The organism is Mumia spirodelae (assembly GCF_050632745.1).
Lineage (GTDB): Bacteria > Actinomycetota > Actinomycetes > Propionibacteriales > Nocardioidaceae > Mumia.
The window spans coordinates 1,756,403-1,780,166 of record NZ_JBODSD010000001.1; the positions used below are offsets into that span (position 1 = coordinate 1,756,403).

24 protein-coding genes are annotated in these 23,764 nt (G+C 73.1%); 7 read left to right on the plus strand and 17 right to left on the minus strand.

Annotated elements, in window-relative coordinates; translation table 11 throughout:
* Window positions 1-50 precede the first annotated feature (50 nt).
* The 5 genes from ACQSSQ_RS08535 to ACQSSQ_RS08555 all read right to left on the minus strand — a co-directional run bounded on the left by ACQSSQ_RS08535 (window position 51) and on the right by ACQSSQ_RS08555 (window position 4,510).
* Window positions 51-410 (minus strand): hypothetical protein, encoded by a 360-nt coding sequence (locus tag ACQSSQ_RS08535; RefSeq protein WP_431326607.1) that lies wholly within the window; start codon window positions 408-410, stop codon window positions 51-53.
* Window positions 411-496: 86 nt separating this feature from the next.
* Complete coding sequence (locus ACQSSQ_RS08540; protein WP_431326608.1) at window positions 497-1,888, minus strand: dihydrolipoyl dehydrogenase family protein; 1,392 nt, start codon at window positions 1,886-1,888, stop codon at window positions 497-499.
* 170 nt (window positions 1,889-2,058) lie between these two features.
* A complete protein-coding gene (locus tag ACQSSQ_RS08545; RefSeq protein WP_431326609.1) occupies window positions 2,059-2,658 on the minus strand; it encodes a hypothetical protein in 600 nt (199 codons plus the stop codon).
* Window positions 2,659-2,678: 20 nt separating this feature from the next.
* Window positions 2,679-3,911 carry an HRDC domain-containing protein gene (locus ACQSSQ_RS08550; protein WP_431326610.1) on the minus strand — a complete coding sequence of 411 codons (1,233 nt, stop codon included), beginning with the start codon at window positions 3,909-3,911 and terminating at the stop codon, window positions 2,679-2,681.
* Complete coding sequence (locus ACQSSQ_RS08555) at window positions 3,908-4,510, minus strand: DUF3000 domain-containing protein (protein WP_431326611.1); 603 nt, start codon at window positions 4,508-4,510, stop codon at window positions 3,908-3,910. Before ACQSSQ_RS08555 ends, ACQSSQ_RS08550 begins: the two co-directional genes overlap by 4 nt.
* A gap of 227 nt (window positions 4,511-4,737) precedes the next feature.
* Here ACQSSQ_RS08555 and hemE point away from each other — a divergent pair, with 227 nt between their 5' ends.
* The 3 genes from hemE to hemQ are packed head-to-tail and all read left to right on the plus strand — an operon-like array spanning window position 4,738 to window position 7,894.
* Window positions 4,738-5,763, plus strand: a complete 1,026-nt coding sequence (hemE, locus tag ACQSSQ_RS08560; protein WP_431326790.1) for a uroporphyrinogen decarboxylase — start codon at window positions 4,738-4,740, stop codon at window positions 5,761-5,763.
* Between the two features lie 9 nt (window positions 5,764-5,772).
* Entirely contained in the window at window positions 5,773-7,188 is a 1,416-nt protein-coding gene (gene hemG / locus ACQSSQ_RS08565) for a protoporphyrinogen oxidase (RefSeq protein ID WP_431326612.1), read from the plus strand.
* A gap of 4 nt (window positions 7,189-7,192) precedes the next feature.
* Window positions 7,193-7,894 (plus strand): hydrogen peroxide-dependent heme synthase, encoded by a 702-nt coding sequence (gene hemQ / locus ACQSSQ_RS08570; protein WP_431326613.1) that lies wholly within the window; start codon window positions 7,193-7,195, stop codon window positions 7,892-7,894.
* 32 nt (window positions 7,895-7,926) lie between these two features.
* Here the strand turns inward: hemQ and msrB are convergent, their stop codons facing one another.
* The 3 genes from msrB to ACQSSQ_RS08585 form a co-directional block, all read right to left on the minus strand.
* Entirely contained in the window at window positions 7,927-8,334 is a 408-nt protein-coding gene (gene msrB / locus ACQSSQ_RS08575) for a peptide-methionine (R)-S-oxide reductase MsrB (RefSeq protein WP_431326614.1), read from the minus strand.
* A 57-nt stretch (window positions 8,335-8,391) separates the two neighbouring features.
* Window positions 8,392-8,949 (minus strand): hypothetical protein, encoded by a 558-nt coding sequence (locus ACQSSQ_RS08580; RefSeq protein ID WP_431326615.1) that lies wholly within the window; start codon window positions 8,947-8,949, stop codon window positions 8,392-8,394.
* Between the two features lie 81 nt (window positions 8,950-9,030).
* A complete protein-coding gene (locus ACQSSQ_RS08585) occupies window positions 9,031-9,753 on the minus strand; it encodes an SDR family NAD(P)-dependent oxidoreductase (RefSeq protein ID WP_431326616.1) in 723 nt (240 codons plus the stop codon).
* A 46-nt stretch (window positions 9,754-9,799) separates the two neighbouring features.
* Between ACQSSQ_RS08585 and ACQSSQ_RS08590 the strand changes: the two genes are divergently transcribed.
* Entirely contained in the window at window positions 9,800-10,669 is an 870-nt protein-coding gene (locus tag ACQSSQ_RS08590; RefSeq protein WP_431326617.1) for a PPK2 family polyphosphate kinase, read from the plus strand.
* Window positions 10,670-10,676: 7 nt separating this feature from the next.
* Here the strand turns inward: ACQSSQ_RS08590 and ACQSSQ_RS08595 are convergent, their stop codons facing one another.
* The 4 genes from ACQSSQ_RS08595 to ACQSSQ_RS08610 are packed head-to-tail and all read right to left on the minus strand — an operon-like array spanning window position 10,677 to window position 14,034.
* Complete coding sequence (locus ACQSSQ_RS08595) at window positions 10,677-11,426, minus strand: sirohydrochlorin chelatase (protein ID WP_431326618.1); 750 nt, start codon at window positions 11,424-11,426, stop codon at window positions 10,677-10,679.
* A gap of 45 nt (window positions 11,427-11,471) precedes the next feature.
* On the minus strand, window positions 11,472-12,200 hold the full coding sequence (locus ACQSSQ_RS08600) for a phosphoadenylyl-sulfate reductase (protein WP_431326619.1): 729 nt from the start codon (window positions 12,198-12,200) through the stop codon (window positions 11,472-11,474).
* The gene (locus tag ACQSSQ_RS08605; protein ID WP_431326620.1) at window positions 12,197-12,355 is read right to left on the minus strand and encodes a hypothetical protein; all 159 of its coding nucleotides are present in this window, start codon (window positions 12,353-12,355) and stop codon (window positions 12,197-12,199) included. Before ACQSSQ_RS08605 ends, ACQSSQ_RS08600 begins: the two co-directional genes overlap by 4 nt.
* Complete coding sequence (locus ACQSSQ_RS08610) at window positions 12,352-14,034, minus strand: nitrite/sulfite reductase (RefSeq protein ID WP_431326621.1); 1,683 nt, start codon at window positions 14,032-14,034, stop codon at window positions 12,352-12,354. Before ACQSSQ_RS08610 ends, ACQSSQ_RS08605 begins: the two co-directional genes overlap by 4 nt.
* 394 nt (window positions 14,035-14,428) lie before the next feature.
* On the opposite strand from ACQSSQ_RS08610, the gene ACQSSQ_RS08615 reads away from it, so the two are divergent.
* Entirely contained in the window at window positions 14,429-14,863 is a 435-nt protein-coding gene (locus tag ACQSSQ_RS08615; RefSeq protein WP_431326622.1) for an SRPBCC family protein, read from the plus strand.
* Window positions 14,864-14,897: 34 nt separating this feature from the next.
* Here the strand turns inward: ACQSSQ_RS08615 and ACQSSQ_RS08620 are convergent, their stop codons facing one another.
* On the minus strand, window positions 14,898-16,529 hold the full coding sequence (locus ACQSSQ_RS08620) for an acyl-CoA dehydrogenase family protein (protein ID WP_431326791.1): 1,632 nt from the start codon (window positions 16,527-16,529) through the stop codon (window positions 14,898-14,900).
* A 127-nt stretch (window positions 16,530-16,656) separates the two neighbouring features.
* Between ACQSSQ_RS08620 and rsgA the strand changes: the two genes are divergently transcribed.
* A complete protein-coding gene (gene rsgA / locus ACQSSQ_RS08625; protein ID WP_431326623.1) occupies window positions 16,657-17,661 on the plus strand; it encodes a ribosome small subunit-dependent GTPase A in 1,005 nt (334 codons plus the stop codon).
* 25 nt (window positions 17,662-17,686) lie between these two features.
* Here rsgA and ACQSSQ_RS08630 read toward each other — a convergent pair whose 3' ends face one another.
* The gene (locus ACQSSQ_RS08630) at window positions 17,687-19,036 is read right to left on the minus strand and encodes a M15 family metallopeptidase (RefSeq protein ID WP_431326624.1); all 1,350 of its coding nucleotides are present in this window, start codon (window positions 19,034-19,036) and stop codon (window positions 17,687-17,689) included.
* 65 nt (window positions 19,037-19,101) lie between these two features.
* Window positions 19,102-20,511 (minus strand): amidase, encoded by a 1,410-nt coding sequence (locus ACQSSQ_RS08635; protein WP_431326625.1) that lies wholly within the window; start codon window positions 20,509-20,511, stop codon window positions 19,102-19,104.
* A gap of 167 nt (window positions 20,512-20,678) precedes the next feature.
* On the opposite strand from ACQSSQ_RS08635, the gene ACQSSQ_RS08640 reads away from it, so the two are divergent.
* Entirely contained in the window at window positions 20,679-21,620 is a 942-nt protein-coding gene (locus ACQSSQ_RS08640) for a cation diffusion facilitator family transporter (protein WP_431326626.1), read from the plus strand.
* On the opposite strand, the gene ACQSSQ_RS08645 is transcribed toward ACQSSQ_RS08640, so the two are convergent.
* Both ACQSSQ_RS08645 and ACQSSQ_RS08650 read right to left on the minus strand, forming a co-directional pair.
* Window positions 21,617-22,813, minus strand: a complete 1,197-nt coding sequence (locus ACQSSQ_RS08645; RefSeq protein ID WP_431326627.1) for a PQQ-dependent sugar dehydrogenase — start codon at window positions 22,811-22,813, stop codon at window positions 21,617-21,619. The genes ACQSSQ_RS08640 and ACQSSQ_RS08645 overlap by 4 nt on opposite strands.
* Before the next feature lie 196 nt (window positions 22,814-23,009).
* Window positions 23,010-23,696 carry an AfsR/SARP family transcriptional regulator gene (locus ACQSSQ_RS08650; protein ID WP_431326628.1) on the minus strand — a complete coding sequence of 229 codons (687 nt, stop codon included), beginning with the start codon at window positions 23,694-23,696 and terminating at the stop codon, window positions 23,010-23,012.
* Window positions 23,697-23,764 lie beyond the last annotated feature (68 nt).

Below are 23,764 nucleotides of genomic sequence, written 5' to 3' on the forward strand. Positions count from 1 at the left end.
CTGACGGGAAGCCGCGCGGGAGCGCGGCAGGACGGGCGAAGGTCGGGCCGTCAGCGGGGCGGGGCGCGGCTGTGCGTGGGGGAGGCGGCGCGGCCGTGGAGTGCCTCGCGCGCGGCGCTCGCCCGGGCGGCACCGACGACACGGCCGCCGTCGGTGCCGGTCACCGGGAGCGCGGCGAGGTCGGGACCGAGCCCGTTCTGGTCGTGCTGCGAGCGTGCGCCCGCGTCGACCTTGTGGAGCGTCGCCTTCGTGACGGTCGCGCCGCGGTCGGACGAGGGACGGGCATCGGCCGGGGCTGCCGAGTGGCTGCGGGCGGTGGCGGCGGTCGCCGTGCCTCCGAGCATCAGGAGGAGTCCCGACAGCGCTGCCGCGAGCATCACGGCAGGCAGACGGGGGACGTTCCTGAGCATTCGAGCAGTCTAGCCGGACGGGGTCCGGGAACCCGCCGCCGAGGTGATCCCGGTCACGAGCCCGTCATGTCGCGGCCACCGGGCGTTCAGGACAGGTCCGCGAGCGCCGACCCGATCGCGCGGTGGAAGGTGGGGTACGCCCAGATCGTCCGCAACAGCTCCTCCAAGGGGACCTGGGCCTGGATCGCGACCGTGAGGGCGCCCAGGATCTCGCCGCCGGCGGGGCCTGCCGACGTCGCACCCACCAGGACCCGGCGCTCGGCGTCGGCGACCACCTTGACCAGCCCCCGCGCGCCCGGGCCGTACGTCGAGCCGCGCGACGACGCGGCGAGGTCCGTGATCCCGGTGCGCACGTGCAGGCCGCGACGCCGCGCCTGCTCCTCGGTGAGCCCGACCGCCCCCACCTCGGGGTCGGTGAAGGTCACCCGGGGAAGCGCGCGGTACGAGGCGCCGGGCCCGGACTGCCCGGTGATCGTGGCCACCGCGATCGCCGACTGGTACATCGAGACGTGGGTGAACCCGCCGCGGCCGGTGATGTCCCCGATGGCCCACAGGCCTTCGACGGGGTCGCCGTCGGCGAGCACCCGCTGGTGGGGGTCGGTCGTGACGTAGCCGTGGTCGGTCGGCACGCCGACCGTGTCCAGCCCCAGCGCGTCGGTGTTGGGCGTACGCCCGGCGGCCACGAGCAGCCGCTGGGCGTCCAGGACGCTCCCGTCCTCGAGGGTGAGCGAGAAGCGCTCGCCGTCGTGCGCGACCGCGGTGACCGAGCTGCCGGTGCGGACGGTCGCTCCGTCGTCCTCGAGCGCCTGGGTGACGAGCTCGCCGGCCTCCGGCTCTTCGTTCGCCAGGACCCGCGCACCGGAGTCGATCACCGTGACCGCCGTCCCGTAGCGCGCGTAGGCCTGGGCGAGCTCCAGCCCGACGGCTCCGCCGCCGAGGACGAGCAGCGAGGTCGGGAGGTCGGGGCTGCGGAGGATGTCGCGGTTGGTCCAGTACGGCGTCCCGGCGAGCCCCTCGATCGGGGGAGCGGACGGCCGGGTCCCGACGTCGAGGAGGATGCCCCGGCGCGCGGTCACGCTCGCGCCGCCGACGGAGACCGTACGCGGCCCCGTGATCGTCGCCGTGCCGCGGACCAGGCGCGCACCGGCCTTCTCCAGCCGGGCGACCGCTGCCGTGTCGTCCCAGTCGGCGGTGATCTCGCGCACCCGGGCGAAGGCGTCGCCGTAGTCCGGCGTCACCGAGACCTCGCCCGCGACGCCGTCGGCCCGCCGCGCGGACGCGAGGAGCTCCGCCGAGCGGATCAGCGTCTTCGACGGGATGCAGCCGTAGTAGGGGCACTCGCCGCCGACGAGGGCGGCCTCGACCGCCACCACGTCGAGCCCGGCCCGTGCGAGGGCGCTGGTCGCGGCCTCGCCGCCGGGGCCGGTGCCGATGACGACGACGTCCACGTCGGTCGTACCGAGGGATTCGGAGTCCATGACGAGAGCATCACCCACGAAGCGGGATCGCGCAGCGCCGGAGGTCGTGATCGACTCCGCGGACACCGCTGAGAAGTAGTGCGCCGGGCTGGGAGCGCCTCACGGCGCGTGGCCGCTCGTAGCGGCTAATTTTGGGACCCGGGGCTACCACAGCCCGGCGCACGCCAAGCCTAAACCAACTCGCCCCGTCGTTCATTCCGGGCCGCGCTCTGCAGGGCCGCCGCGGTGTCCACGAGCCGGGATGCGCTGACCGCACCGATGCTGTCGGCCTCGCCCAGGGCGGCGCGTCCGATGCCGACGATCCGGGCGAAGGCGGCGGCACGGTCCAGGGTGTCCGCGAGGTCGTTCGTGACGACGCCACGGACGACGGCGTCGACGAGCGCCACGACCTCCTGCGGTCCCGGGGGATCGACGACCCCCGCGACGACCTCGTCCACCGGGGCGTGCAGCTTGCCTGCGTCGAACTCCCGCGCCGCCTGGACGGGGTCGCGCCGGACCCACGTCCGCAGGACGTACAGACGCCAGAGGGCCCCGGCGAGCGAGTCCGCGGGCGCGTCGGCCCACAGCTCGGCGAGGAGGTCCAGGCCGTGCTCGTCGGCCAGCGCCAGGACCCGCTCCGTGGTCGCCTGGTCCGCGGCGTCGCGCGCCCCGCGGACCATCAGGTGCGCCACCCGGGCGCCGGCCTCGGCGCGCGCCACCGGGTCCTCGTCCCCCTGGCGCGCGGTGAACAGGTCCGGACCCGCGACGAGCGGCTTCTTGAAGTCGGCCACGCGGCCAGCGTAGTGCGTGCTCAGAGCGCGCGGCGTGCCGCCGCGAGCGCCGGAGCGGTGAGCGCGACCTGCCACGGACGGGCCCCCCGGCCGGCGAGGAACTCCGCGATCGCGTCGTCGTCGGCCTTCACCGCGTCGTCCCACGCCAGCCGCCGCACGATGTCGGGCGTGAGGAGGTTCTCCAGCGGCAGGTCGTGGCGCTCGGCGATCTCGGTGAGGGTCGTCCGGTACGCCGCCAGCCGGGCGGCTGCCTCAGGGTTGCGCTCGGCCCACGCCCGGGCAGGCGGCGGACCGTCGGAGTCGCCCGACGACGTCGACGGCAGGTCCTTGTCCGCCAGGTCGCGCGCCTCCGTCACGGCGAGGTCCCACGTGTCGAGGTAGCGGCGCGCCCCGCGGCCCCGCATGACCTCCAGGTCGCGCAGCTCCTGCCGGTTCGCCGGTGTCGCCCGGGCGATGACGACGATCGCGGCGTCGTTGAGGATCCGTCCGGGGGTCACGTCCCGCTCGCGGGCGATGGCGTCGCGCGCCTGCCACAGCGCCCGCACCACGGCGAGGCGACGGGCGCCCCTGACCTTGTGGATCCCCGACGTTCGGCGCCAGGGCTCGCTGCGGACGGCGGGCCCGGCGAAGTCGAGCAGCGCCGTGAACTCCTCGTGAGCCCACTCCAGCTTGCCGGCGCGCTCCAGGCGCTCCTCCAGGGCGTCGCGCAGGCCGACGAGCGGCTCCACGTCGAGGGCGGCGTACAGGAGCCACGGCTCGGGGAGCGGGCGCCGCGACCAGTCGGCGGCCGAGTGCTCCTTGGCGAGACTCATCCCGTAGATCTCCTGGACCAGGGCGGCCAGGCCGACCCGCGGCAGGTTGAGCAGGCGCCCGGCCAGCTCGGTGTCGAAGAGCGCGCGGGGACGCAGCCCCACCTCCGCCAGCGACGGCAGGTCCTGCGTCGCGGCGTGCAGGATCCACTCGGTCGGGGCGAGGACGTCGTCCAGGCTGTGGAGGTCCTCGAAGGCGGTCGGGTCGACCAGCGCCGTCCCGGCACCCTCGCGGCGCAGCTGGATCAGGTAGGCGCGCTGGGAGTAGCGGTATCCGGAGGCGCGCTCGGCGTCGATCGCGACAGGGCCCGTCCCGTGCGAGAAGGCCTCGAGGACCGCGGTGAGGCCGTCGGCGTCGTCCACGACACCGGGCAGAGGCTCGTGCAGCTCGAGCGGAGGGAGGACGACCTCCTCCGCGGGGGCGTCGCCGGCGTCGCTCGTCACCGGCGCGGCCGTCCCTCGCGCCCGCGTCGGGGGAGGGTCAGCACGCCGGGAGCCAGCGGGGGGAGTCCGGCCACCGTGCAGAGCAGCTCGCTCCACGCGGAGGCGTGCGCGGCGAGACCGTCACCGGTGCCGAACAACGGGGTCCACGAGGCGCGGATCTCGAGCTGGGCGCTCGATCCGTCCTCCTCCATGCCGCCGAACCCCTCGGTGCGGACCGTGGTCACGCTCCCGCTCGGGGCGACGTACGAGGCACCCTTGGCGAAGAGCGCCTCGACCAGCCAGCTCCAGCCGACCTCGGCGAGAACCGGGTCGCTGGCCATCTCCGCGTCGACGTCGGCGCGCGCGAACGTGACCAGGCGGAAGGTGCCCTGCCACGCGTCGTTGCCCGCCGGGTCGTGGAGCAGGACGAGGCGGCCGGTGCCGATCTCCTCGCCACCCGCGTGCACGTCGCCGCTCTGCGCGTACGAGTACGGGGCGATCCGACGCGGGGCGGGAAGCTCCTCGCACACCACCTCGGGCCGCAGCTCGGCATCGCGCAGCGCAGCGACAGCATCGATGAACTCCGACGGCTGACCGTCGAGCTCGCTCCGTGCTGCCATGGCCCCACCCTAGTTCGCGAACACGCAGACCTGGGGCAGCGACGCGCCGTGCGACCTGCGAGGATCGTGACGTGAGTGCTGCGCAGAAGGACGGGTCGACGACGAACCCCGTCGGGAAGACCGACGGGAAGCCTGACGGGAAGTCTGACGAGAAGCCTGACGGGAAGTCCGAGGGGAAGTCGGAGGGGAAGTCGGAGGGGAAGCCCGGCACGACGTCCGAGACGTCGCTGACCAGCGCCTTCCTCGCCGCCTGCCGGGGCGAGAAGCCGGACCACGTCCCGGTGTGGTTCATGCGCCAGGCCGGCCGCTCGCTCCCCGAGTACCGCAAGCTCCGCGAGGGCGTCCCGATGCTCGAGTCGTGCACCCGGCCCGAGATGGTCGTCGAGATCACGATGCAGCCCGTGCGCCGGTACGGCGTCGACGCGGCGATCTTCTACTCCGACATCGTGGTGCCGCTGAAGGCGATCGGCGTCGACCTCGACATCGTCCCCGGCACCGGACCTGTGGTCGCCAAGCCGATCCGCACCGTGAAGGACGTCGAGAAGCAGCTGCGCGACCTCGAGCCGGGCGACGTCTCGTACGTGACCGAGTCCGTGCGCGGCCTGGTCGGCGAGCTCGGCGACACCCCGCTGATCGGGTTCGCGGGGGCACCGTTCACCCTCGCGTCGTACCTCATCGAGGGCGGTCCTTCGCGCGACCACCGCCTGACCAAGGAGCTGATGTACCGCGACCCCGCGACGTGGGACGCGTTGCTCGGCCGGCTCGGCAGGATCGCGGCGGCGTTCCTGCGGGTCCAGGTCGACGCGGGCGCCAAGGCCGTCCAGCTGTTCGACTCGTGGGCCGGGTCGCTGTCGCGCGAGGACTACGTCCGCTACGTCAAGCCGCACTCCACGGCCGTGCTCGACGCCGTCGCCGACCTCGACGTGCCGCGGATCCACTTCGGTGTCGGCACCGGTGAGCTGCTCGCCGAGATGGGCGACGCCGGAGCGGACGTCGTGGGCGTCGACTGGCGCGTGGACCTGGCAGACGGCATCAGCCGCGTGGGCAAGGACCGCGCGGTCCAGGGCAATCTCGACCCGACCGTCCTGTTCGCCCCCGAGGAGATCGTCAAGGCCAAGGCCGACGCTGTGCTGGAGGCGGGGCGCAAGGCCCGTGGTCACGTCTTCAACCTGGGCCACGGGGTGCTGCCGGCCACCGACCCCGACGCGCTCAAGCGCCTCGTCGACCACGTCCACTCCTTCGAGGTGCTCTGAGGCGTGCCGATGAGGTCCCCCGTGCGTGTGGCAGTCGTCGGAGGTGGTCTGGCGGGTGTCGCGGCGGCCCGCGCCCTCGTCACGCAGGTGCCGGACGCGGTCGTGACGGTCTTCGAGGCCTCCGACCGGGTCGGCGGCAAGCTCGCGGGCACCGAGGTCGCCGGCATCACGGTCGACGTCGGTGCGGAGTCGATGCTCAACCGGCGTCCGGAGGCGGTCGGGCTCGCCCGCGAGGTCGGGCTCGGAGACCGCCTCGTCCATCCCGAGCCGGTGAGCGCGGCCCTGTGGGCCCGTGGCGAGCTCCGTCCGATCCCGCCCTCGGTGATGGGCGTGCCGACCGACATGGGGGCGCTCGCGTCGAGCCACGTGCTGAGCCCCGCGGGCCTGCTGCGTGCGCGTGCGGACCTGCCCGTCCCCGGTCCGTCCGACGACGTGTCCGTGGCGTCGTACGTGGGGCGCCGGCTCGGCCGCGAGGTCGTGGACGTCCTGGTGGAGCCGCTCCTCGGCGGCGTCTACGCCGGTCACGCCTCCGAGCTCTCGGTCCAGGCGGCGGCACCGGCGATCTGGGCGCTGCACGCGCGCGGACGACGGCTCGCGCACGCTGCCGCGGCGCAGGCAGCCTCGGCGCCGAAGGCGGGTCTGCCGCCGGTCTTCGCCGGGCTCGACGGAGGCATGTGGCAGCTGCCCGGCGCGGTGGCCGACCACCCGAGCATCGTGGTCCGTATGCACGCCACGGTCCGTGAGATCAGCGCGCTCGGCTTCGGCCGCTGGCGCCTCGTCGTCGGCCCGGCGAACGCCGCCGAGACCGTGGAGGCGGACGCCGTCGTCCTCGCGACCCCCGCCGCGCCGACCGCGCGGCTGCTCGCCCCGTCCGTGCCCGTCGCCGCGCGGCTCCTGCGGGAGATCGACTACGCCTCGATGGCGATCGTGACGCTGGCGGTCCCGCGCGACCAGGTCGCGCCGGAGACGTCGGGGTCGGGCTTCCTCGTCCCGCCGGTGGAGGGTCGGGCCATCAAGGCCTCGACGTTCGCCTCGTGGAAGTGGGGCTGGCTGGGCAAGCGAGCCGGCGACCTGATGCTGCTGCGTGCCTCGCTCGGGCGGGCGGGGGAGGAGCACGTGCTCCAGCGCGACGACGCCGACCTCGTCGCGACCGCGGTGGCGGACCTCTCCGACGCGATCGGGCTGCGCGGTCCGCTCGTCGACGCGCACGTGCAGCGCTGGGGCGGCGGGCTCCCGCAGTACACCGTCGGACACCTCTCGCGGGTCGCGCAGATCGCCGAGTCCGTCGCCCAGACGCCTGGCCTCGCGGTCTGCGGCGCGGCGTACGACGGCGTGGGGATCCCGGCTGTCGTCGCGTCCGCCCAGGCCGCCGCGGCGCGCGTCCGCGACCACCTCGAGGGTCCGGTGGGCCGAGGAGGACAATGAAGCCATGACGACGCCCGAGGTTGACTACGACGCCCTGAACGCGACGATCCGCTACACGATGTGGTCGGTGTTCCGGCTGGAGACACCGTTCGGTGACGTCGCGGACCGCACGAAGGTGATCGCCGAGGTCGAGGAGCTCCTCGCCGAGCTGGCCGACGCCGACGTGGTGGTGCGCGGCGTGTACGACGTGGCGGGGCTGCGCGCCGACGCCGACGTCATGATCTGGTGGCACGCGGCGACGCCGGACGCGCTGCAGGACGCCTACCACGGGTTCCGCCGTACGGCGATGGGCGAGCGTCTCGCCCCGGTCTGGTCGCAGATGGCCCTGCACCGTCCGGCCGAGTTCAACCGCTCGCACGCCCCGGCCTTCATGACCGAGCCCGGCGGCAAGGCGTACCTCTGCGTCTACCCGTTCGTGCGGTCGTACGACTGGTACGTGCTCCCCGAGGCCGAGCGTCGCGAGATGCTCCGCGAGCACGGCATGATGGCCGCCGGCTACGAGGACGTGCGCGCCAACACCGTCGCGGCGTTCGCGCTCGGCGACTACGAGTGGCTCCTCGCCTTCGAGGCCGACGAGCTGCACCGCATCGTCGACCTCATGCGCGACCTGCGGGCGAGCAAGGCGCGGCTGCACGTGCGCGAGGAGATCCCGTTCTACACGGGTCGCCTGCGCACGGTCGCCGAGATCGTCGACACCCTGCCCTGACCGCCCGTCCCGTCGGGGACGTGCCCGGCGCGTCAGGACGCGTCGGGCACGAGGCGCAGGCTCACGCCGTTGATGCAGTAGCGCTGGTCCGTCGGGGTCGGGAAGCCCTCGCCCTCGAACACGTGCCCGAGGTGCGAGCCGCACCGCGCGCACCGGACCTCGACGCGCCGCATGCCGAGGGAGTTGTCCTCGATCAGCTCGACGCGGTCACCGGCCAGCGGTGAGAAGAACGCCGGCCACCCGCAGTGCGCGTCGAACTTCGTGTCGCTGCGGAACAGCTCGGCCCCGCAGGCACGGCACTCGTAGACGCCGGGCGTCTCGTCGGTCTCGTACGGGCTGCTGAACGGCCGCTCGGTGCCGGCCTCGCGCAGCACGTGGAACTCCTGGGGCGTGAGCTCGACACGCCACTCGTCATCCGTCTTCTCGACCTGGTACGCCATACCTCCATCGTACGGAGGCACGCACGCGCCGAGGCGTCCGAAGGGCGCGACCCGGGGTCAGATGAGCGAGGCGCCCTCGCCGGCCCCGGACGACTGCGCGTCGAAGGACTCGTGCTCGATGAGGTGCAGCGTCGGGACGTCGAGCTTGCGCTCGGCCCGCGAGGCCCAGTCGACGTGGAAGAACGACGAGAAGACGTGCGACGTCGTGAGGATGATCGCCTCCTCGGCCCCGACCTGGGTCACCAGGTCCGCGAGCGCGTTGACCGGGTCGTCACGGGTCAGTGCGCCGCGGGCCGTCGTGTCGGTCTTGCCGGCGGCCACCACGAGGTCGATCGAGCGGGAGAGCGCGTCCTGGCCGGCCTCGGTGACCGCCTGGTCGATGTCGCCGATCGAACGGGCGTCGGGCATCGCCAGGTCGGCACCTCCCAGCACGCCGAGCGACGTCGCCATCGTGGCGGCGGCGTCCTCGACGGGGAGCAGCAGGTGGTAGACGACCGGGTCGTCGAGGCCCTCGTGCAGGGAGGTGAGCTGCTGCGCGTCGAGAGCGGAGAGCTCCTGCTCGAACAGCACCGCCACGTCGTACGGCGTGCGGGTGTCCGGGGTGGGCTCGGTCATCGGTGCTGCCTTTCGTGACGAGTCCGTCGACTCACGTCGGTACGGGACTCAGCCTACCGCCGCGAGGACCTCCCGTGGCCGTCAGAGCACCCCCAGCTCGGTGCGGAAGGTGGCCGGATCACCGCTGCGCGCGAGCGCGAGCGCGGCGGCGACGACGTCGGAGATCTCCACGACGGCCTCGTCGGCGTGCTCCGCCTCCCCGTCGTCGACCACCGGGTTCACCACGCACAGCTCGTGGAACCGCGTCCGGGGGTCCGCCTGCTCGGCCCGCAGGACCTCCAGGAGCATGCTCTGCGCGGCACCCGTGACGCTGACCGGTCCTGAGCCGGCTTCCGGCTGGAGCGTCGCGATGCCGTTGAGGGTCACGTACGCCGACCCGTCCGGCGCCAGGGACGGCACCGTCGAGCGGGCGGCGAGGAAGTGGGCCGTCAGGTGGCTGCGCAGCAGGTCGTCCCAGGTCGCGGTGTCGAGGTCGACGAGGTTCGGCCCCTCCCACCAGCCGCCGATCGCCGCGAACGCGGCGTCGACCGGTCCTTGCACGCGGGCGTGGTCGCCCACCTGCTCGGCCACCGTGGCGGCACCGTCGTCGGTGGAGACGTCGGCCACCACGGGGACCACGCGGGCAGCGGCGTCCTCGGCCTCGTCGCGCAGGGCGTCCAGCCGGGAGGCGGAGCGTGCGACCGCGAGGACCGTCGCGCCCTCCCGGAGCAGGCCGCGGACGAGGTGACGCCCGACGTACCCGGTCGCGCCGTGGACCACGGCAGTCCGGAGGGGCAGCGGGTCGGGGACACGGTCGGCGGTCATGCGGACAGTCTGCCCGTCAGGGCCGGGGCGCGGCATACTGCCACGCATGGCGACGACGAGTCTGACCGAGACGCTGCGGCTCGCGAGCGGTCACGTGGACCTCACGGCGTACGACTCTCGGGAGACCCCGGGCTTCGACGGCACCAAGAAGGACCAGCCGCGCGCGATGGCGGCGCTCGCCGACGCGCTGTCGGACCACCAGGAGCGCCTGTACGCCGCAGGGGCGACCGGAACCGGCGACCAGCGGCTGCTGCTGGTGCTGCAGGGCATGGACACCTCGGGCAAGGGCGGCACCGTGCGTCACGCGGTCGGCCTGCTCGACCCTCAAGGGGTGCGGGTGACGTCGTTCAAGGCGCCGACCGAGGAGGAGCTCGCGCACGACTTCCTCTGGCGCGTCGAGCGTGCGCTGCCGGAGAAGGGGCAGGTGGGCATCTTCGACCGGTCCCACTACGAGGACGTGCTCATCGGACGGGTGCGTGCCCTCGCCGAGCCCGAGGAGATCGAGCGCCGGTACGAGGCGATCAACGCCTTCGAGGAGAAGCTCGTCGAGAGCGGCTGCACGGTCGTGAAGTGCTTCCTCCACATCAGCCCCGACGACCAGCTCGAGCGCCTGCGCGCCCGGCTCGACGACCCGACGAAGCACTGGAAGTACAACCCGGCCGACGTGGACGAGCGTCTGCTGTGGCCGCGCTACCAGGAGGCGTACGAGATCGCGCTGGAGCGCTGTTCCACCGATGCCGCTCCGTGGTTCGTGGTGCCGAGCGGACGCAAGTGGTACCGCAACTGGGCCGTGGCCCAGATCCTCGCCGAGCACCTCGCGGCCCTCGGGCTGGAGTGGCCGGAGGCGGACTTCGACGTGGCCGCCGAGCGCGAACGCCTCGACGCCACGGCCGACGTGGGGTCGGCCGTGGCGTGAGCGTGGCTCAGGCGGGGATCGGCACCAGGTCGACGGCGCCCACCGCGTAGCGGGCGAGAACGACGTGCGCCAGCTCGGGGGAGGCCCCGAGCGGGTCGGACACCGCCACGGCGCCGGCCTCCAGGGCGAGCTCTGCCGCACGGTCGGGCAGGAAGCCCGGGGCGAGGAAGAGCGAACCGACCGCGATGTGACGCTTGCCGTCGCGGCGCAGCTGACGGACCGCCTCGCCCGCCGCCGGGGGAGCCGACGACGCGAACGCGGCGAGCACGGGCAGCTTGTGCCGTGCCCCCCACGCGCGGGCGACACGGGCCACGTGCGCGTTGGCGAGCGGATCGGACGAGCCGGCGGCCGCGAGGACGAGGCCGTCGAGCTCGGTGGCGCGCGCCTCGCGCAGCGCGGCGCGCAGCCGCAGGTCGAGGACGCCGAGGAAGCTCTTGTGGATGCCGAGCACGTCGGTGGCGAGCACGCGCACGTCGGGGTGCCGCTCCCGGGCCGCCTCGACGAACGCCGGGACGTCGACGCTCGCGTGGTAGGCGTGGGTGAGGAGGAGCGGGACGACGACGATCTCGTCGTAGCCCTCGGCGACGAGCCGGTCGACCACCGTCAGGGGGTGCGGCTCGGAGAGCTCGAGGTACGACTCCTCCACCCGCAGGTCCGGACGCATGCACCGGACCAACTCCGTCAGTGATGCGATGGTTGCGGCCGAGCGGGGGTCACGGCTCCCGTGAGCGAGCGTGACGAGTGCAGGGGCGGTCATGGTGCATTCCTCCTTCCGAGAGGGTGTTGTGGTGGTGGTGCGGCGTCAGAGGTGGATGCCGCACTCGTTCTTGCCCGTGCCGGCCCAGCGTCCGCTGCGGGCGTCCTCGCCCGGGGCGACGCGCTGGGTGCACGGCCAGCAGCCGATCGACGGGTAGCCGTCGTACTGCAGAGGATTGACGAGCACGCCGTTCTCGGCGATGTAGCGGTCGACGTCGTCGGCGGTCCACCGCGCGAGCGGCGAGACCTTGACCTTGCCCTTGCGGGCGTCCCACCCGACGACGGGGGCGATGACGCGGCTGTGGGTCTCCTCCCGGCGCAGCCCGGTGGCCCACGCGTCGTAGCCGGCGAGCGACTCCTCGAGCGGCTTCACCTTGCGGAGCGCGCAGCAGAGGTCGGGGTTGGTACGGAAGAGGTCCTTGCCGTGCTCCGCGTCCTGCTCGGCGACGCTCTGCACCGGCGTGATCGTGATGAGGTTCACCGGCATCGTCGCCTCGACGGCGTCGCGGGTCCCGATCGTCTCCGCGAAGTGGTAGCCGGTGTCGAGGAAGACGACGTCGATCCCCGGCGCGACCTTGCCCGCGATGTCGGCGAGCACGGCGTCGCCCATCGAGGAGGTCACGCAGAAGCGCTCACCGAACTGCTCGACCGCCCACTGCACGATGAGCTCGGCCGGTGCGAGCTCGAGCTCCGGCCCGGCGATGCGGGCGAGCTCCTCGAGCTCCTCCGCGGAGCGCGCGGGAATGTTGCCGCGTTCTGCTGCTGTCGTGGTCATGCGTTGTCACCCCCAGGGTTGATCAGTCCGATGAACGAGATCGAGAAGGCGCGGAGACAGGCGCGGCACTCCCACGCCCCGTGCTGCGTGCCGTGAGGACGGAGGTCCTCGTCGCCGCAGTAGGGGCAGTGGAAGGGAACCGCGCGTCCGCTCATCGCAGGTCGTCCTCCTCGGCGCGGGAGACCCACTCGGCGAACGACTCGCCGTCCTCACGCTGCGCGAGGAAGCCGCGCACGAGCCGCTCGACGTAGTCGGGCAGCCCGGCTGCGGTGACCTTGTGCGCGCGAAGCTTGCGGCCGAAGCCCGGCGTCAGGCCGAGCGCACCGCCGAGGTGCACCTGGAAGCCCTCCACCTGCTGGCCCTCGTCGAGCACCAGCTGGCCCTTGAGCCCGATGTCGGCGGTCTGGATGCGGGCGCACGAGTTGGGGCAGCCGTTCACGTTGACCGTGATCGGCTCGTCGAGCTCGGGGATCCGGCGCTGCATCTCCTCGATGAGCAGGTCGGCGCGGTTCTTGGTGTCGACGATCGCGAGCTTGCAGAACTCGATGCCGGTGCAGGCCATCGTGTTGCGGCGCCACGGCGACGGGTTGGCGTCGAGCCCGATCTCGGCCAGCGCCGCGACCAGCGAGTCGACCTTGTCCGGCGCGACGTCGAGCACGAGCAGCTTCTGCTGCGCGGTCGTACGGACCCGGTTGCTGCCGTGCGCCTCGACGACGTCGGCGAGCTGCGACAGCAGCGCGCCGCTGACCCGGCCGACCTTCGGGGCGACGCCGACGTAGTAGTTGCCGTCGATCTGCTGGTGGACGCCGACGTGGTCGCCGGGCGTACGGGGCGCGGGCGCCTCCGGGCCGTCGACGAGCTTGCGCTTGAGGTACTCGTTCTCGAGGACGTCGCGGAACTTCTCCGGTCCCCAGTCGGCGATGAGGAACTTGATGCGGGCGCGCGTGCGCAGCCGCCGGTAGCCGTAGTCGCGGAAGATCGACACGATGCCGTGCCACACCTCCGGGATCTCCTCGAGCGAGACCCAGGCGCCGAGGCGCTGCGCGAGCATCGGGTTGGTCGACAGGCCGCCGCCGACGAGGACGTCGAAGCCCGGCCCGTGGTCGGGGTGGACCACGCCGGTGAACGCGACGTCGTTGATCTGGGGGACGACGTCGTGGCTCGGGTGGCCGCTGATCGCCGTCTTGAACTTCCGCGGGAGGTTGGAGAGCTCGGGGTCGCCGATGTAGCGGCGCTCGATCTCCTCGACCGCCCAGGTGCCGTCGATGATCTCGTCGGCGGCGATGCCGGCGACGGGGGAGCCGAGGATGACGCGCGGGCAGTCGCCGCACGCCTCCTGCGTCGACAGGCCGACGCTCTCGAGGCGGTTCCAGATCTCGGGGACGTCCTCGACGCGGATCCAGTGGTACTGGACATTCTGGCGGTCAGTGATGTCGGCGGTGTCACGGCCGAACTCGGTCGAGATGCCCGCGATGGTCCGCAGCTGCGCGAGGTCGAGCTGGCCGCCGTCGATCCGGACCCGGAGCATGAAGTGGGAGTCCTCGAGCTCCTCCGGCTCCAGCGTCGCGGTCTTGCCGCCGTCGATCCCCGCCTTGCGCTGGGTGTAGAGCCCCCACCAGCGGAACCGGCCGCGCAGGTCGCCCGGGTCGATCGAGGCGAAGCCGCGGTGCGCGTAGATGTTCTCGATACGGGCACGCACGTTGAGCGGGTTGTCGTCCTTCTTGGACTGCTCGTTGGCGTTGAGGGGCTCGCGGTAGCCGAGAGCCCACTGGCCCTCACCCTTCTTGCGGCGAGGGCGGGCAGCGCGCACGGGGGCGTCGGTGGTCGCAGTCATGAAGACGTCCTGTCGAAGATGCTCGAGGGAGGGGCTGATGGTCGGGCCGGCGCGTCAGAGGGCCGGGGCCAGCAAGATCAGGCGCAGCGACACATCATGCTGCGCATGCGACCGAAATCCACGTGGCGACGTGCCGCCAGGTGAGTCGTCTGCGCTGTGAGCATGGTCGTAAGTCTGTGCTGCCGACCCCTCGGAGGGCAACGGCAGGTCTCACGAAGTGAGACATTCGTTCAAGATGTGAGACGGCCGGAATGGCGCTCCCGTGATTCCGGGCATCGGGCGGGGTCCCTGTGAGGCGGGCCACAGAGTCGGGCGCGTTAACGACGTCCCTGAGAGAAACCGTACGGCGCGTCGGTGATCGGTGGGCGCGGGCGGCGCGCCGTACCGTGGCCGCATGGTCGCCGTCTCCCGCACCCTCACCGTCGACAAGCCCCTCGCCGAGGTCTTCGCCTACCTCAGCGACTTCACGACCACCGAGCAGTGGGACCCCGGGACGGTCGAGACGACGCGGGTGTCCGGGGACGGCGGGGTCGGCACCCGCTACCGCAACGTGTCGAAGTTCCTCGGCAAGAGCGTCGAGCTGACGTACGAGACGACGCGGTTCGAGCCGGACGCGGTCTTCGAGGTGACCGGGCACAACGACAGCGTGACGACGAAGGACCACCTGGTGTTCGCGTCGACCGGCTCCGGCACGCAGGTCCGCTACGTCGCCGACTTCGCCTTCCACGGCGCGGTGGACAAGATCCCCGACGCGATCCTGCGCCTGCCGCTCGAGCGCCTCGCCGACAAGACCGTCCGGCAGATGCAGGACACGCTGGCCCGCATCTGAGCCGGACGGCCGTCGTGGTGCGCGACGGTGAGCGTCAGACCGTCGGCGTCGCCCGCTCGACGATCCGCGCAGCGTCGACGCCGCGCGGCAGCGTGCCGAACGTGCCCGCCCAGTCACCGCGGATCCGGCTCGCCACGAAGGCGTCCGCGACGGCGTCGTCGCTGTAGCGGATGAGCAGCGACGCCTGCAGGATCGCCGCCATCCGGCCGGCGATCCGACGGGCGCGGAACTCCACGTCCTGCAGGTCGGCGAGGTCCTCGAGGACGTCCGTGACGGCGGCGTCCAGCCGCCGGTCGCCGCGGACCGTGCCGACCTCGGTGAGCCACGCGTCCAGTGCCTCCGGCTCGCGCTGCAGCGCCCGGAGCACGTCGAGCGCGTTCACGTTGCCGCTGCCCTCCCAGATGGAGTTGAGCGGCGACTCGCGGAACAGCAGCGGCATGCCGGACTCCTCGACATACCCGTTGCCGCCGAGCACCTCGAGTGCCTCCGCGACGTGGAACGGCGTGCGCTTGCAGACCCAGAACTTCGCGATCGGGAGCGCGATGCGGCGCAGCGCCTTCTCGTGCTCGTCGTCCGGGCTCTCGACGCTGGCGGCCATCCGCAGGGCCAGGAGCGTCGCGGCCTCCGACTCGACGGCGAGGTCGGCGAGGACGTTCTGCATCGCGGGCTGCTGGGAGAGGAGCGCGCCGAACGCCGAGCGCTGCGACGCGTGCCACGTGGCCTCGGCGACCGAGCGGCGCATCAGCGCGGACGACCCGAGGACGCAGTCGAGCCGCGTCGAGGCCACCATCTCGATGATGGTCCGGACCCCGCGACCCTCGTCGCCGAGCCGGACCGCCCAGGTGCCGGCGAACTCCAGCTCCGACGACGCGTTGGACCGGTTGCCGAGCTTGTCCTTCAGGCGGACCACCTGCAGCGGGTTGCGCGTCCCGTCCGGCAGCACCCGCGGCACGACGAAGCAGGTCAGCCCCCCGGGCGCCTGCGCGAGCACCAGGAAGAGGTCGTTCATCGGAGCGCTGGTGAACCACTTGTGCCCGTGCAGCACGTACTCGCCGTCGACGTCGGTCGGCGTGGCTGTGGTGACGTTGGTGCGGACGTCGGAACCGCCCTGCTTCTCCGTCATGCCCATGCCGGCGAGGATGCCGGTCTTCTCGGCCGGGTTGCGCAGCCCGAAGTCGTACGACGTGGAGGCCAGCAGCCCCGTCCACTGCTTGGCCTGGGCGTCGTCGGCGCGCAGGGCCGGGACCGCGGCGTACGTCATCGTGAGCGGACAGCCGTGGCCGGGCTCGTTGTGCGTCCAGGCGATGTACGCCGCCGCGCGACGCAGGTGCGGCTTCGGCTCGTCGCTGACCCACGGGGTCGCGTGCAGACCGAAGCCGGTGCCCTTCTTCATCATCCAGTGCCACGAGGGGTGGAACTCGACCTCGTCGACGCGGTTGCCGTAGCGGTCCACCGGACGGAGCACCGGCTCGTTCTGGTTGGCGAGCATGCCGTGCTCGCGCGCCTCGGCGGAGCCCGCGAGCCGTCCGACGGGCCCGAGCGACTTGAGGACCGCGTCGGCGTCGTCGCCCGCGAACGCCCGCACCGCACCGACGAGCGCCGCGTCCGAGCGCACGGTGTTGTAGCCGACGAGGGGTGCTGCCTGGTTCTGCGACGTGCGCTGCATCGGGTCCATGGGCCCAGCCTAAGCGCTCGCTCAGTGACCCGGACCACCTCCTGGCCGGTACGACGGCCTACCGCCGGACCGGATAAATGGTTCGCGCGGCGGCTCCGTCGGTTCGTACGGTCGGCGCGTGGAGACCAACAGTGACGGGACGACCGTCTGGAGCGGGCGCGTGGTCCGCGGCGACCGCGGGCTCGTCAGGGTCCTCGACCACGACGGCGCCGTCGTGACGGCACGCGTCGCCGTCGCGGGGACCGATCCGCTGGACGCTCCCTGCGTCGGGGACTGGGTTACCGTGGCGCGCGCGGGCGACGACCTCGCGGTCGAGGCCGTCGGCCCTCGGCGCACGCTGCTCGAGCGCGCGGAGCCCGGCGGGTCGTCGCGCCACCAGCCGCTCGCCGCCAACGTCGACACCGTCGCCGTGGTCGTGGGGCTCGACCAGATGCCGTCCCTGGAGAAGATCGAACGCCTCCTCGTGGTCGCGTGGTCGAGCGGCGCCGCGGTCCGCGTCGTGCTCACGAAGGCCGACGTCGCAGCGGACGCCGCCGACGTCGCGGAGGACGTCACCACGCACCTCGGCGCCGACGTGATCGTGTGCAGCACCCTGACGGGGGAGGGCATGGACGAGGTCGCCGCGCTGGCGCCCGCTGGCACCACGCTCGCCCTCCTCGGCTCCTCAGGGGCCGGCAAGTCGTCGCTGGTCAACGCCCTCGTCGGCGAGGAGCGGGTGGTGACGTCCGCGATCCGTGCCGACGGCCGGGGCCGCCACACCACGGTGCGCCGGGAGCTGGTCGCCCTCCCCGACGGCGGATGGGTGATCGACACACCCGGTCTTCGTGGAGTCGGCGTCACCGACCCGGACGGCCTCGCGGGGGCGTTCGCCGACGTCGAGGAGCTCGCCGCGTCGTGCCGCTTCGCCGACTGCGGACACCAGGTCGAGCCCGGCTGCGCGGTGCGGGCGGCGCTCGACGACGGGACGCTCACGCTACGGCGGTACGAGAGCTGGCGGGCGCTGCAGCGGGAGGCGCTGTGGCTCCAGCGACGTACCGACGCGCGCCTCGCTCGCGACCAGAACCGTCAGGTCCGCAGCATGACGCGGGCGCAGCGCCGCCTGCGCCGCGAGCGCGGGCACTGACCCGCACCGGCGGGGTCCCGCCGCGTCAGTCCCAGAACGTCTTCGGCGGCGGGAGCGTGCGTGCGCTGCTGCCGGAGTACTGGAAGTGCTGCCAGTCCGCGCTGCCCATCCACCAGAACCCGTGCCGCGCCATGATCCGCACGACCGTGTGGCTGCGGCTGCGGTAGACGAACGCCGCCGGGCTGCGCCGGGCGTCCCAGTCGCGGTTCGGGACGATGCCCCAGCCGGACCGGTACGGGTTCTCCCACGTGTTGAGGTCGATGCTGCGGCCGGTGCTGTGCGGGCTGCGGCGACCCGGGCGCCCGACCACGCCGCGGCAGTTGAAGGCCGAGGAGTTGCCCGCGGCCATCGACTTCATGTCGTCGGCGCCGTGCAGGCGGCGGGACCACCCGAAGCGGTCCACCCGGTAGAGCGAGCGGATCGGCACCTTCGCGGCGTACAGGTCCTTGAACACCGCCTTCGTCGCCCTCGCGACGCCGGCGTTCACGACGATCTCGCCGCGCCGGCGGTAGCCGTCGTACGCGTAGTAGTTGGTCCGCAGGATCCGCAGCGAGGAGCGGCCGACCGGGCACCCCCGGTGCCAGCTGCGGCCCTTCATCGAGCGCCAGACCTTCGTGGAGATGCGGCTGACCGTCACGTCGGCGCCGGCCGTCGTCGCGCGGGGCTGGCGAGGGAGCTTGATGCGGGGGGCGGGGGCGCCGGACGGGCGCACGAACACGCGGCCGGGCGGGACGTTGTCGACCACGTGGGACGCCGACGTGCCGGCGAGCACGTACGCCGTGCGGCTGGAGCGCAGCTGGTAGGCGACGTCGACGCGCGGCTTGACCCGCAGACGCGCGGCGCCGTCGCGGACCGTCACGGTGGCGCGTCGCGTCCAGGTCGACTGGCCCTTGCGGCGGCCCCACAAGGACGCCGACCCCGTCACCCGGCGTCCGTCGCCGGTCGTCCACCGTGCGGTGAGCTCGACGGTCCGGCCGTCGGCGACGCGGGTGGCTCCCGACAGGGCCAGGCGCGAAGGGGCTGCCGTGCCGGTCAGCGCGATCTCGCGGGTGGCGGTGCCCTCCGCCGTGGCCTGGCTGACGAGCAGCCGCTGCTGGCCGGGGACGACGCGGGCGCGCAGCGCGTACGAGCCGTCGCCCGCAGGCGTGGTCGCGGCGAGCCGCTGCCAGCCGCCGTCGCTGCGGCGCCGGGAGAGGACGACCTCCGCGTCGGGGTGCGTGGAGGTGCCGCGGACGGTGACCGTGGTCCCGGCGTACGCGCTCGCGGGGGCCGACACGGTCAGGACCGGGGGCGCCGCGCTCGCCGGGGCCGTGCCCAGGAGAGCGCCGGCCAGGACCACGACGAGAAGAGAGACCACTGCCCGAGGAACCGTCACGGTCCCACGCTAGGACCAGTCGGGATCTCCGGCTGTTCGAAACGCCCAGCGGCGCGGCCGCGGGGTCAGGCGTCCTGGATCCGGGCGAACGGCCTCGCCGCCTCCAGCTCGTACGCCAGCTCGAGCAGCGTGCGCTCGTCGCCGTGGTCGGCGGAGAAGTGCGACGCCAGCGGGAGACCGGAGCGCGTCCGGCCGAGCGGGAGCGAGATCGCGGGTCCACCGGCGACGTTGTTGAGCGGCGTGAAGCCGACGTACGCGTACAGCCGGGCGAACAGGCGGTCGAAGTCCAGCGTCGGCGACAGGTAGCCGAGCTTGGGGGTCGTGTGCGCCAGCACGGGCGAGAGCACGACGTCGTACGTGGTGAACAGGGCGCGGTAGGACCGCTGCGTGCGGCGCAGGCGGTAGAGCGCCGACGGGAACCGGCGGAAGCCCTTGCGGAACGCGGCCGCGAGCCCCTGCGTGAGGTTGTCGGTGCGGGCCGGGTCGAAGTCGACCCCGAGGGCACGTCGGCCGGTGGTCGAGAGGTACCACGCGAGGAACCCCCAGTAGAGCGCGAAGTCGTCGGCGAACTGCTGAGTGATCGGCAGCGGGATCTCCTCGACGCGGTGCCCGAGGGCGGCCAGGAGCTCGGCCGTGTCGGCGGTCGCCGCGTGCGTGTCGCGGTCGCTCGGGCCGGTCACGGAGTCGTAGAGGACGCCGACCCGGAGGCGGGCGGACCCCGGCCCCTCCACCAGACGCACCGGCGGCAGGAGCGGGTTGCGGTAGGTCTGCTCGGCGGCCGCGAAGAAGCGCGCGGTGTCGCGGACCGATCGCGTGACGACGCCCTGGGTCACCACCTTGACCGGCATGGTCTCGTCGAGGTGGTCGGGGGTGATCCGACCGCGCGTCGGCTTGAGGCCGACGAGCCCGCAGGCCGCGGCGGGGATGCGGATCGACCCGCCGCCGTCGTTGGCGTGCGCGATCGGCACCGCTCCCGCGGCGACCAGCGCCGCCGAGCCGCCGGACGACGCGCCGGAGGAGTAGGCGGGGTTCCACGGGTTGCGGACCGGGGGGCGGGTCATGAACTCGGTGGTCGCGCTGAACCCGAACTCCGGCAGCCGCGACTTGCCGAGGTAGGTGAGCCCCTGGGCGGACCACATGCGGACGAAGTCGCTGTCGGTGCGCGCGAGCCGGGGCGTGTAGGCCTCGGACCCGTTGCCGGTGGGCCAGCCGGCCACGTCCACGTTGTCCTTGACGAACGTCGGCACGCCGCCGAACACGCCCGACGCGTCGCGGTCCGCCGCGTCGAGCGCCCGGTCGGCGTCGAGGTGCTCCACGGCGTCGAGGGCCGCCACCGTCTCGACCCGGGCCAGCGCCGCCTCCGTCGCCTCGCGCGGCTTGATCTGCTTGGTCGCGACCAGCTCGGCGACCCCCGTCGCGTCGAGGTCGCCGAGGATGTCGTCACGGAACGCGTGGACGCGAGGAGAGAGCGGCACGGGAGCTCCTGGGTCGTGCTTGTGTCCGGGGTCACCCGGAGCGTATCAGTGGGTTGCAGCGTCTCCGAGGGACTTCCGACGAGCGCGTGGCCGGACCCCGGAGCGTCCTGGGAGTACGCTGCGATCCGCGGCGGACGCACCTCTCTCCGCCCGGCCAGGAGGGTGACGTGGCGGCACACGGCGGCGGCAACAAGGCGATCATCGCAGCGCTCGGGGCCAACCTCGGCATCGCCGTGACCAAGTTCCTCGCCTTCCTCCTCACCGGTGCCTCGTCGATGCTCGCGGAGGCCGTCCACTCGGTCGCCGACTCCGGCAACCAGGCGCTCCTCCTGCTCGGCGGCAAGCGCGCTGCGCGCCAGGCCGACGAGCGGCACCCGTTCGGCTACGGGCGCGAGCGCTACATCTATGCGTTCATCGTCTCGATCGTGCTGTTCAGCGTCGGCGGCCTCTTCGCGCTGTACGAGGCGTGGCACAAGTGGGAGGACCCGCACCCGATCGAGTCGTGGCAATGGGTGCCGATCGTCGTGCTGCTCGTCGCGATGGGGATGGAGGGCTTCTCCTTCCGCACCGCGATCACCGAGTCCAACGCCGTCCGCGGGCAGCAGTCGTGGGTCGCCTTCGTCCGCAACGCGAAGTCTCCGGAGCTCCCCGTCGTGCTCCTGGAGGACTTCGGCGCCCTCATCGGACTGGTGCTCGCGCTCTTCGGTGTCAGCATGACCCTGGTGACCGACGACGGGCGCTGGGACGCCCTCGGGACCGCCGGGATCGGCGTCCTGCTCGTCGTGATCGCCGTCGTCCTCGCGATCGAGACGAAGTCGCTCCTGCTCGGGGAGTCGGCGACCCGCAAGGACGTCGACGCGATCAGCGCGGCCATCGTCGGCGACGGCGTGCCGTCGGTGATCCACCTCCGCACCCTCCACCTCGGTCCGGAGGAGCTGCTGGTCGCCGCCAAGATCGAGGTGTCGACGAGGGAGAGCGCGGCGGAGATCGCCGCGGCCATCGACGGTGCCGAGGCGCGGATCAGGGCCGCCGTGCCGACCGCGCGGGTGATCTACCTGGAGCCCGACCTGCGGCGTACGTCGGGTGCCGCGGTCGACCCCGACGCCTAGCCCGGCAGGACCCGGAGGATGCGGTCCCGGCCGTTGCCGTTGGACGTCGACACGTACAGGGCACCACCGGGAGCGACCGTGACCGCGCGCAGCCGGCCGTACTGTCCGCGCAGGGCGACGGACTGACCCCTCAGCCGGCCCTTCGCGTTGAACCGCAGCAGGCGGATCTGCTCGGCCTTCAGCGCCGTCACCGCGAGCACCCGACCCGAGCGGTTCCCCCAGACGGATCCGCGCAACCACGCCGCGGCCGTGGTCGCGAGCGTCGAACTGCCCGAGCGCCACCGGGCGCTGCGCTGCTTGCCCGGGAGCCCGTGGTTGGTCATCGGGACCGACTCGTTGTAGCCGGGTACGGGGTTCCAGCCGTAGTTGCCCTTGCGGAACAGCGCGTTCACCTCGTCGTCGCGGTACGAGCCCTGCTCGACCGACCACATGCGCTTCCCACGCTTCGCGAGGCCCTGGACGTTGCGGTGGCCGTAGGTGAAGACGCGACGCTTCATCGCGTAGCGCGAGCCCGCGTACGGGTTCGTCCGGAGGCCGCGGCCGGTCCGTGCGTCGACGCGCAGGACCTTGCCGCCACCGGAGCGCAGCCGTTGCGCGTTGCGTCCGACCGCGGCGTCGCCGGTGCCGATGAACAGCGCCTGGCCGCTGCCGAAGGCGAGCGCGCAGCCGCCGTGCCGGCCGCTGGTGGCCGGGAGCCCGCGGACGATGGTCTTGACGAGGCTGGCCTTGGTCCGCGCGGCGTTGAGGTGCCAGCGGGCCACGCGCACGTCCTTCGTCGCCCCGGAGCGGTAGCCGTGGCAGGTGTAGAAGTTGCGGGTCCGTGCGAAGTCGGGCGCCAGCTCGATCGCCATCAGGCCGGTCTCCCCGCTGGCCCACAGGCCACGCGCCCGGCCGACCACCCGCTTGCCGCCGGTGATGGTGCCGAGCGAGACCGTACGGCGGTTGCGCTCGGTGAACAGGAACTGGGTGCGCGAGATGAACGCGATGTCCCAGGGGTGGTCCAGGCCGGTGAGCACCGTGGAGACCCGCATCGGCGCCACGCGGGCCGTCGACGCCGCGGTCGACGCAGGTCTCGCGACGGTCGTCGCCTCGCTGGTCGACGGACCCGCGACGGTCGTGGCACCCGCCCCGGCCTCGGGCAGCAACAGCGCGGCGGTGGCGAGGGCGGCGGTGGCGACGACCGTTTGTCTCATGCCTCAGTCTCACTCCGGTCGGGCCATCCGTCGAGTGCGACGGCCGGCGGCGCCGTACGGCCCACCTCCCCGCCGTACTCACCTACTCAGCGACGTTCCGCCCTACTCGGCGACGCCGCTCGCCGTCGCCGAGTAGTCCCACCCGTCGCCGAGTGCTGACGAGCGGCCGTCGCGAGGAGACCGTGGACGGCCGGTGTCACGGCCGCCGGCGCAGGTACGGGCGGACCAGCGCCACGAGGTCGTCCCCAGGGGCGGCGCCGATCTCGTGCCGCAGCCGCTGGGCGTACGCGGTGTAGCGCCGTGCCGCCTCCACCCGGTTGCCCTCACGCACCAGAGCCTCGACGAGCGCCGTCACGGCGGACTCGCGCAGCGGCTCCGCGCACACCGCCGCGAGCCCGGCCCCGGTCGCCAGCGGGTACGCCCCGGCGTCGGCCGCCGTCCGGCAGACCGCCTCGAGGGCCTGGATCCGGTGCAGGTGGAACTGGTCCTGCTCGTCCAGCACCCACGGGTCGTACCAGCCAGGGAGCAGGTCGTGCTTCAGCAGCTCCACCGCGTCCGCGCCCACCAACGTGTCGGCGAGGGCCAGGTCGGCCACCCGGCGGGCGTCCGCCAGGTCGACGGCGGCGTCCAGCTGGAGGTCGGGCCCGTCGGGCCGCACCCAGCGACGGGGCAGCTGCCACAGCGCGCGTCGGAGGTTGGCCCGTGCCCGCGTCTCGGAGACCTCCGGCCACAGGTCGGTGCCGGCGAGCAGGCGGTTGGCCCGCGGTCCCTTGACCGCGAGGTACGCGAGCAGGCGTCGGCCGGCGCCGGACAACCGCTCGGAGGGGCGGGTGCCGAGCCCTCCGAGGACGCCGACGCGACGCGATCCGTTCGAGCTGGCCACCGGTGTGCTCCTGGGTCCGCGGCAGGTCCTGACGAGGCGGCCGGGGGACTCGCGACGTCGGAGACGAG

What these genes read in the sequence shown, in the direction of transcription:
- ACQSSQ_RS08535 (WP_431326607.1), bottom strand. Translation starts at nt 410, where the DNA reads ATGCTCAGGAACGTCCCCCGTCTGCCTGCCGTGATGCTCGCGGCAGCG.
- ACQSSQ_RS08540 (WP_431326608.1), bottom strand. Translation starts at nt 1,888, where the DNA reads ATGGACTCCGAATCCCTCGGTACGACCGACGTGGACGTCGTCGTCATC.
- ACQSSQ_RS08555 (WP_431326611.1), bottom strand. Translation starts at nt 4,510, where the DNA reads ATGGCAGCACGGAGCGAGCTCGACGGTCAGCCGTCGGAGTTCATCGAT.
- hemG (WP_431326612.1), top strand. Translation starts at nt 5,773, where the DNA reads ATGAGGTCCCCCGTGCGTGTGGCAGTCGTCGGAGGTGGTCTGGCGGGT.
- hemQ (WP_431326613.1), top strand. Translation starts at nt 7,193, where the DNA reads ATGACGACGCCCGAGGTTGACTACGACGCCCTGAACGCGACGATCCGC.
- msrB (WP_431326614.1), bottom strand. Translation starts at nt 8,334, where the DNA reads ATGGCGTACCAGGTCGAGAAGACGGATGACGAGTGGCGTGTCGAGCTC.
- ACQSSQ_RS08580 (WP_431326615.1), bottom strand. Translation starts at nt 8,949, where the DNA reads ATGACCGAGCCCACCCCGGACACCCGCACGCCGTACGACGTGGCGGTG.
- ACQSSQ_RS08585 (WP_431326616.1), bottom strand. Translation starts at nt 9,753, where the DNA reads ATGACCGCCGACCGTGTCCCCGACCCGCTGCCCCTCCGGACTGCCGTG.
- ACQSSQ_RS08590 (WP_431326617.1), top strand. Translation starts at nt 9,800, where the DNA reads ATGGCGACGACGAGTCTGACCGAGACGCTGCGGCTCGCGAGCGGTCAC.
- ACQSSQ_RS08595 (WP_431326618.1), bottom strand. Translation starts at nt 11,426, where the DNA reads ATGACCGCCCCTGCACTCGTCACGCTCGCTCACGGGAGCCGTGACCCC.
- ACQSSQ_RS08600 (WP_431326619.1), bottom strand. Translation starts at nt 12,200, where the DNA reads ATGACCACGACAGCAGCAGAACGCGGCAACATTCCCGCGCGCTCCGCG.
- ACQSSQ_RS08605 (WP_431326620.1), bottom strand. Translation starts at nt 12,355, where the DNA reads ATGAGCGGACGCGCGGTTCCCTTCCACTGCCCCTACTGCGGCGACGAG.
- ACQSSQ_RS08610 (WP_431326621.1), bottom strand. Translation starts at nt 14,034, where the DNA reads ATGACTGCGACCACCGACGCCCCCGTGCGCGCTGCCCGCCCTCGCCGC.
- ACQSSQ_RS08615 (WP_431326622.1), top strand. Translation starts at nt 14,429, where the DNA reads ATGGTCGCCGTCTCCCGCACCCTCACCGTCGACAAGCCCCTCGCCGAG.
- ACQSSQ_RS08620 (WP_431326791.1), bottom strand. Translation starts at nt 16,529, where the DNA reads ATGCAGCGCACGTCGCAGAACCAGGCAGCACCCCTCGTCGGCTACAAC.
- ACQSSQ_RS08645 (WP_431326627.1), bottom strand. Translation starts at nt 22,813, where the DNA reads ATGAGACAAACGGTCGTCGCCACCGCCGCCCTCGCCACCGCCGCGCTG.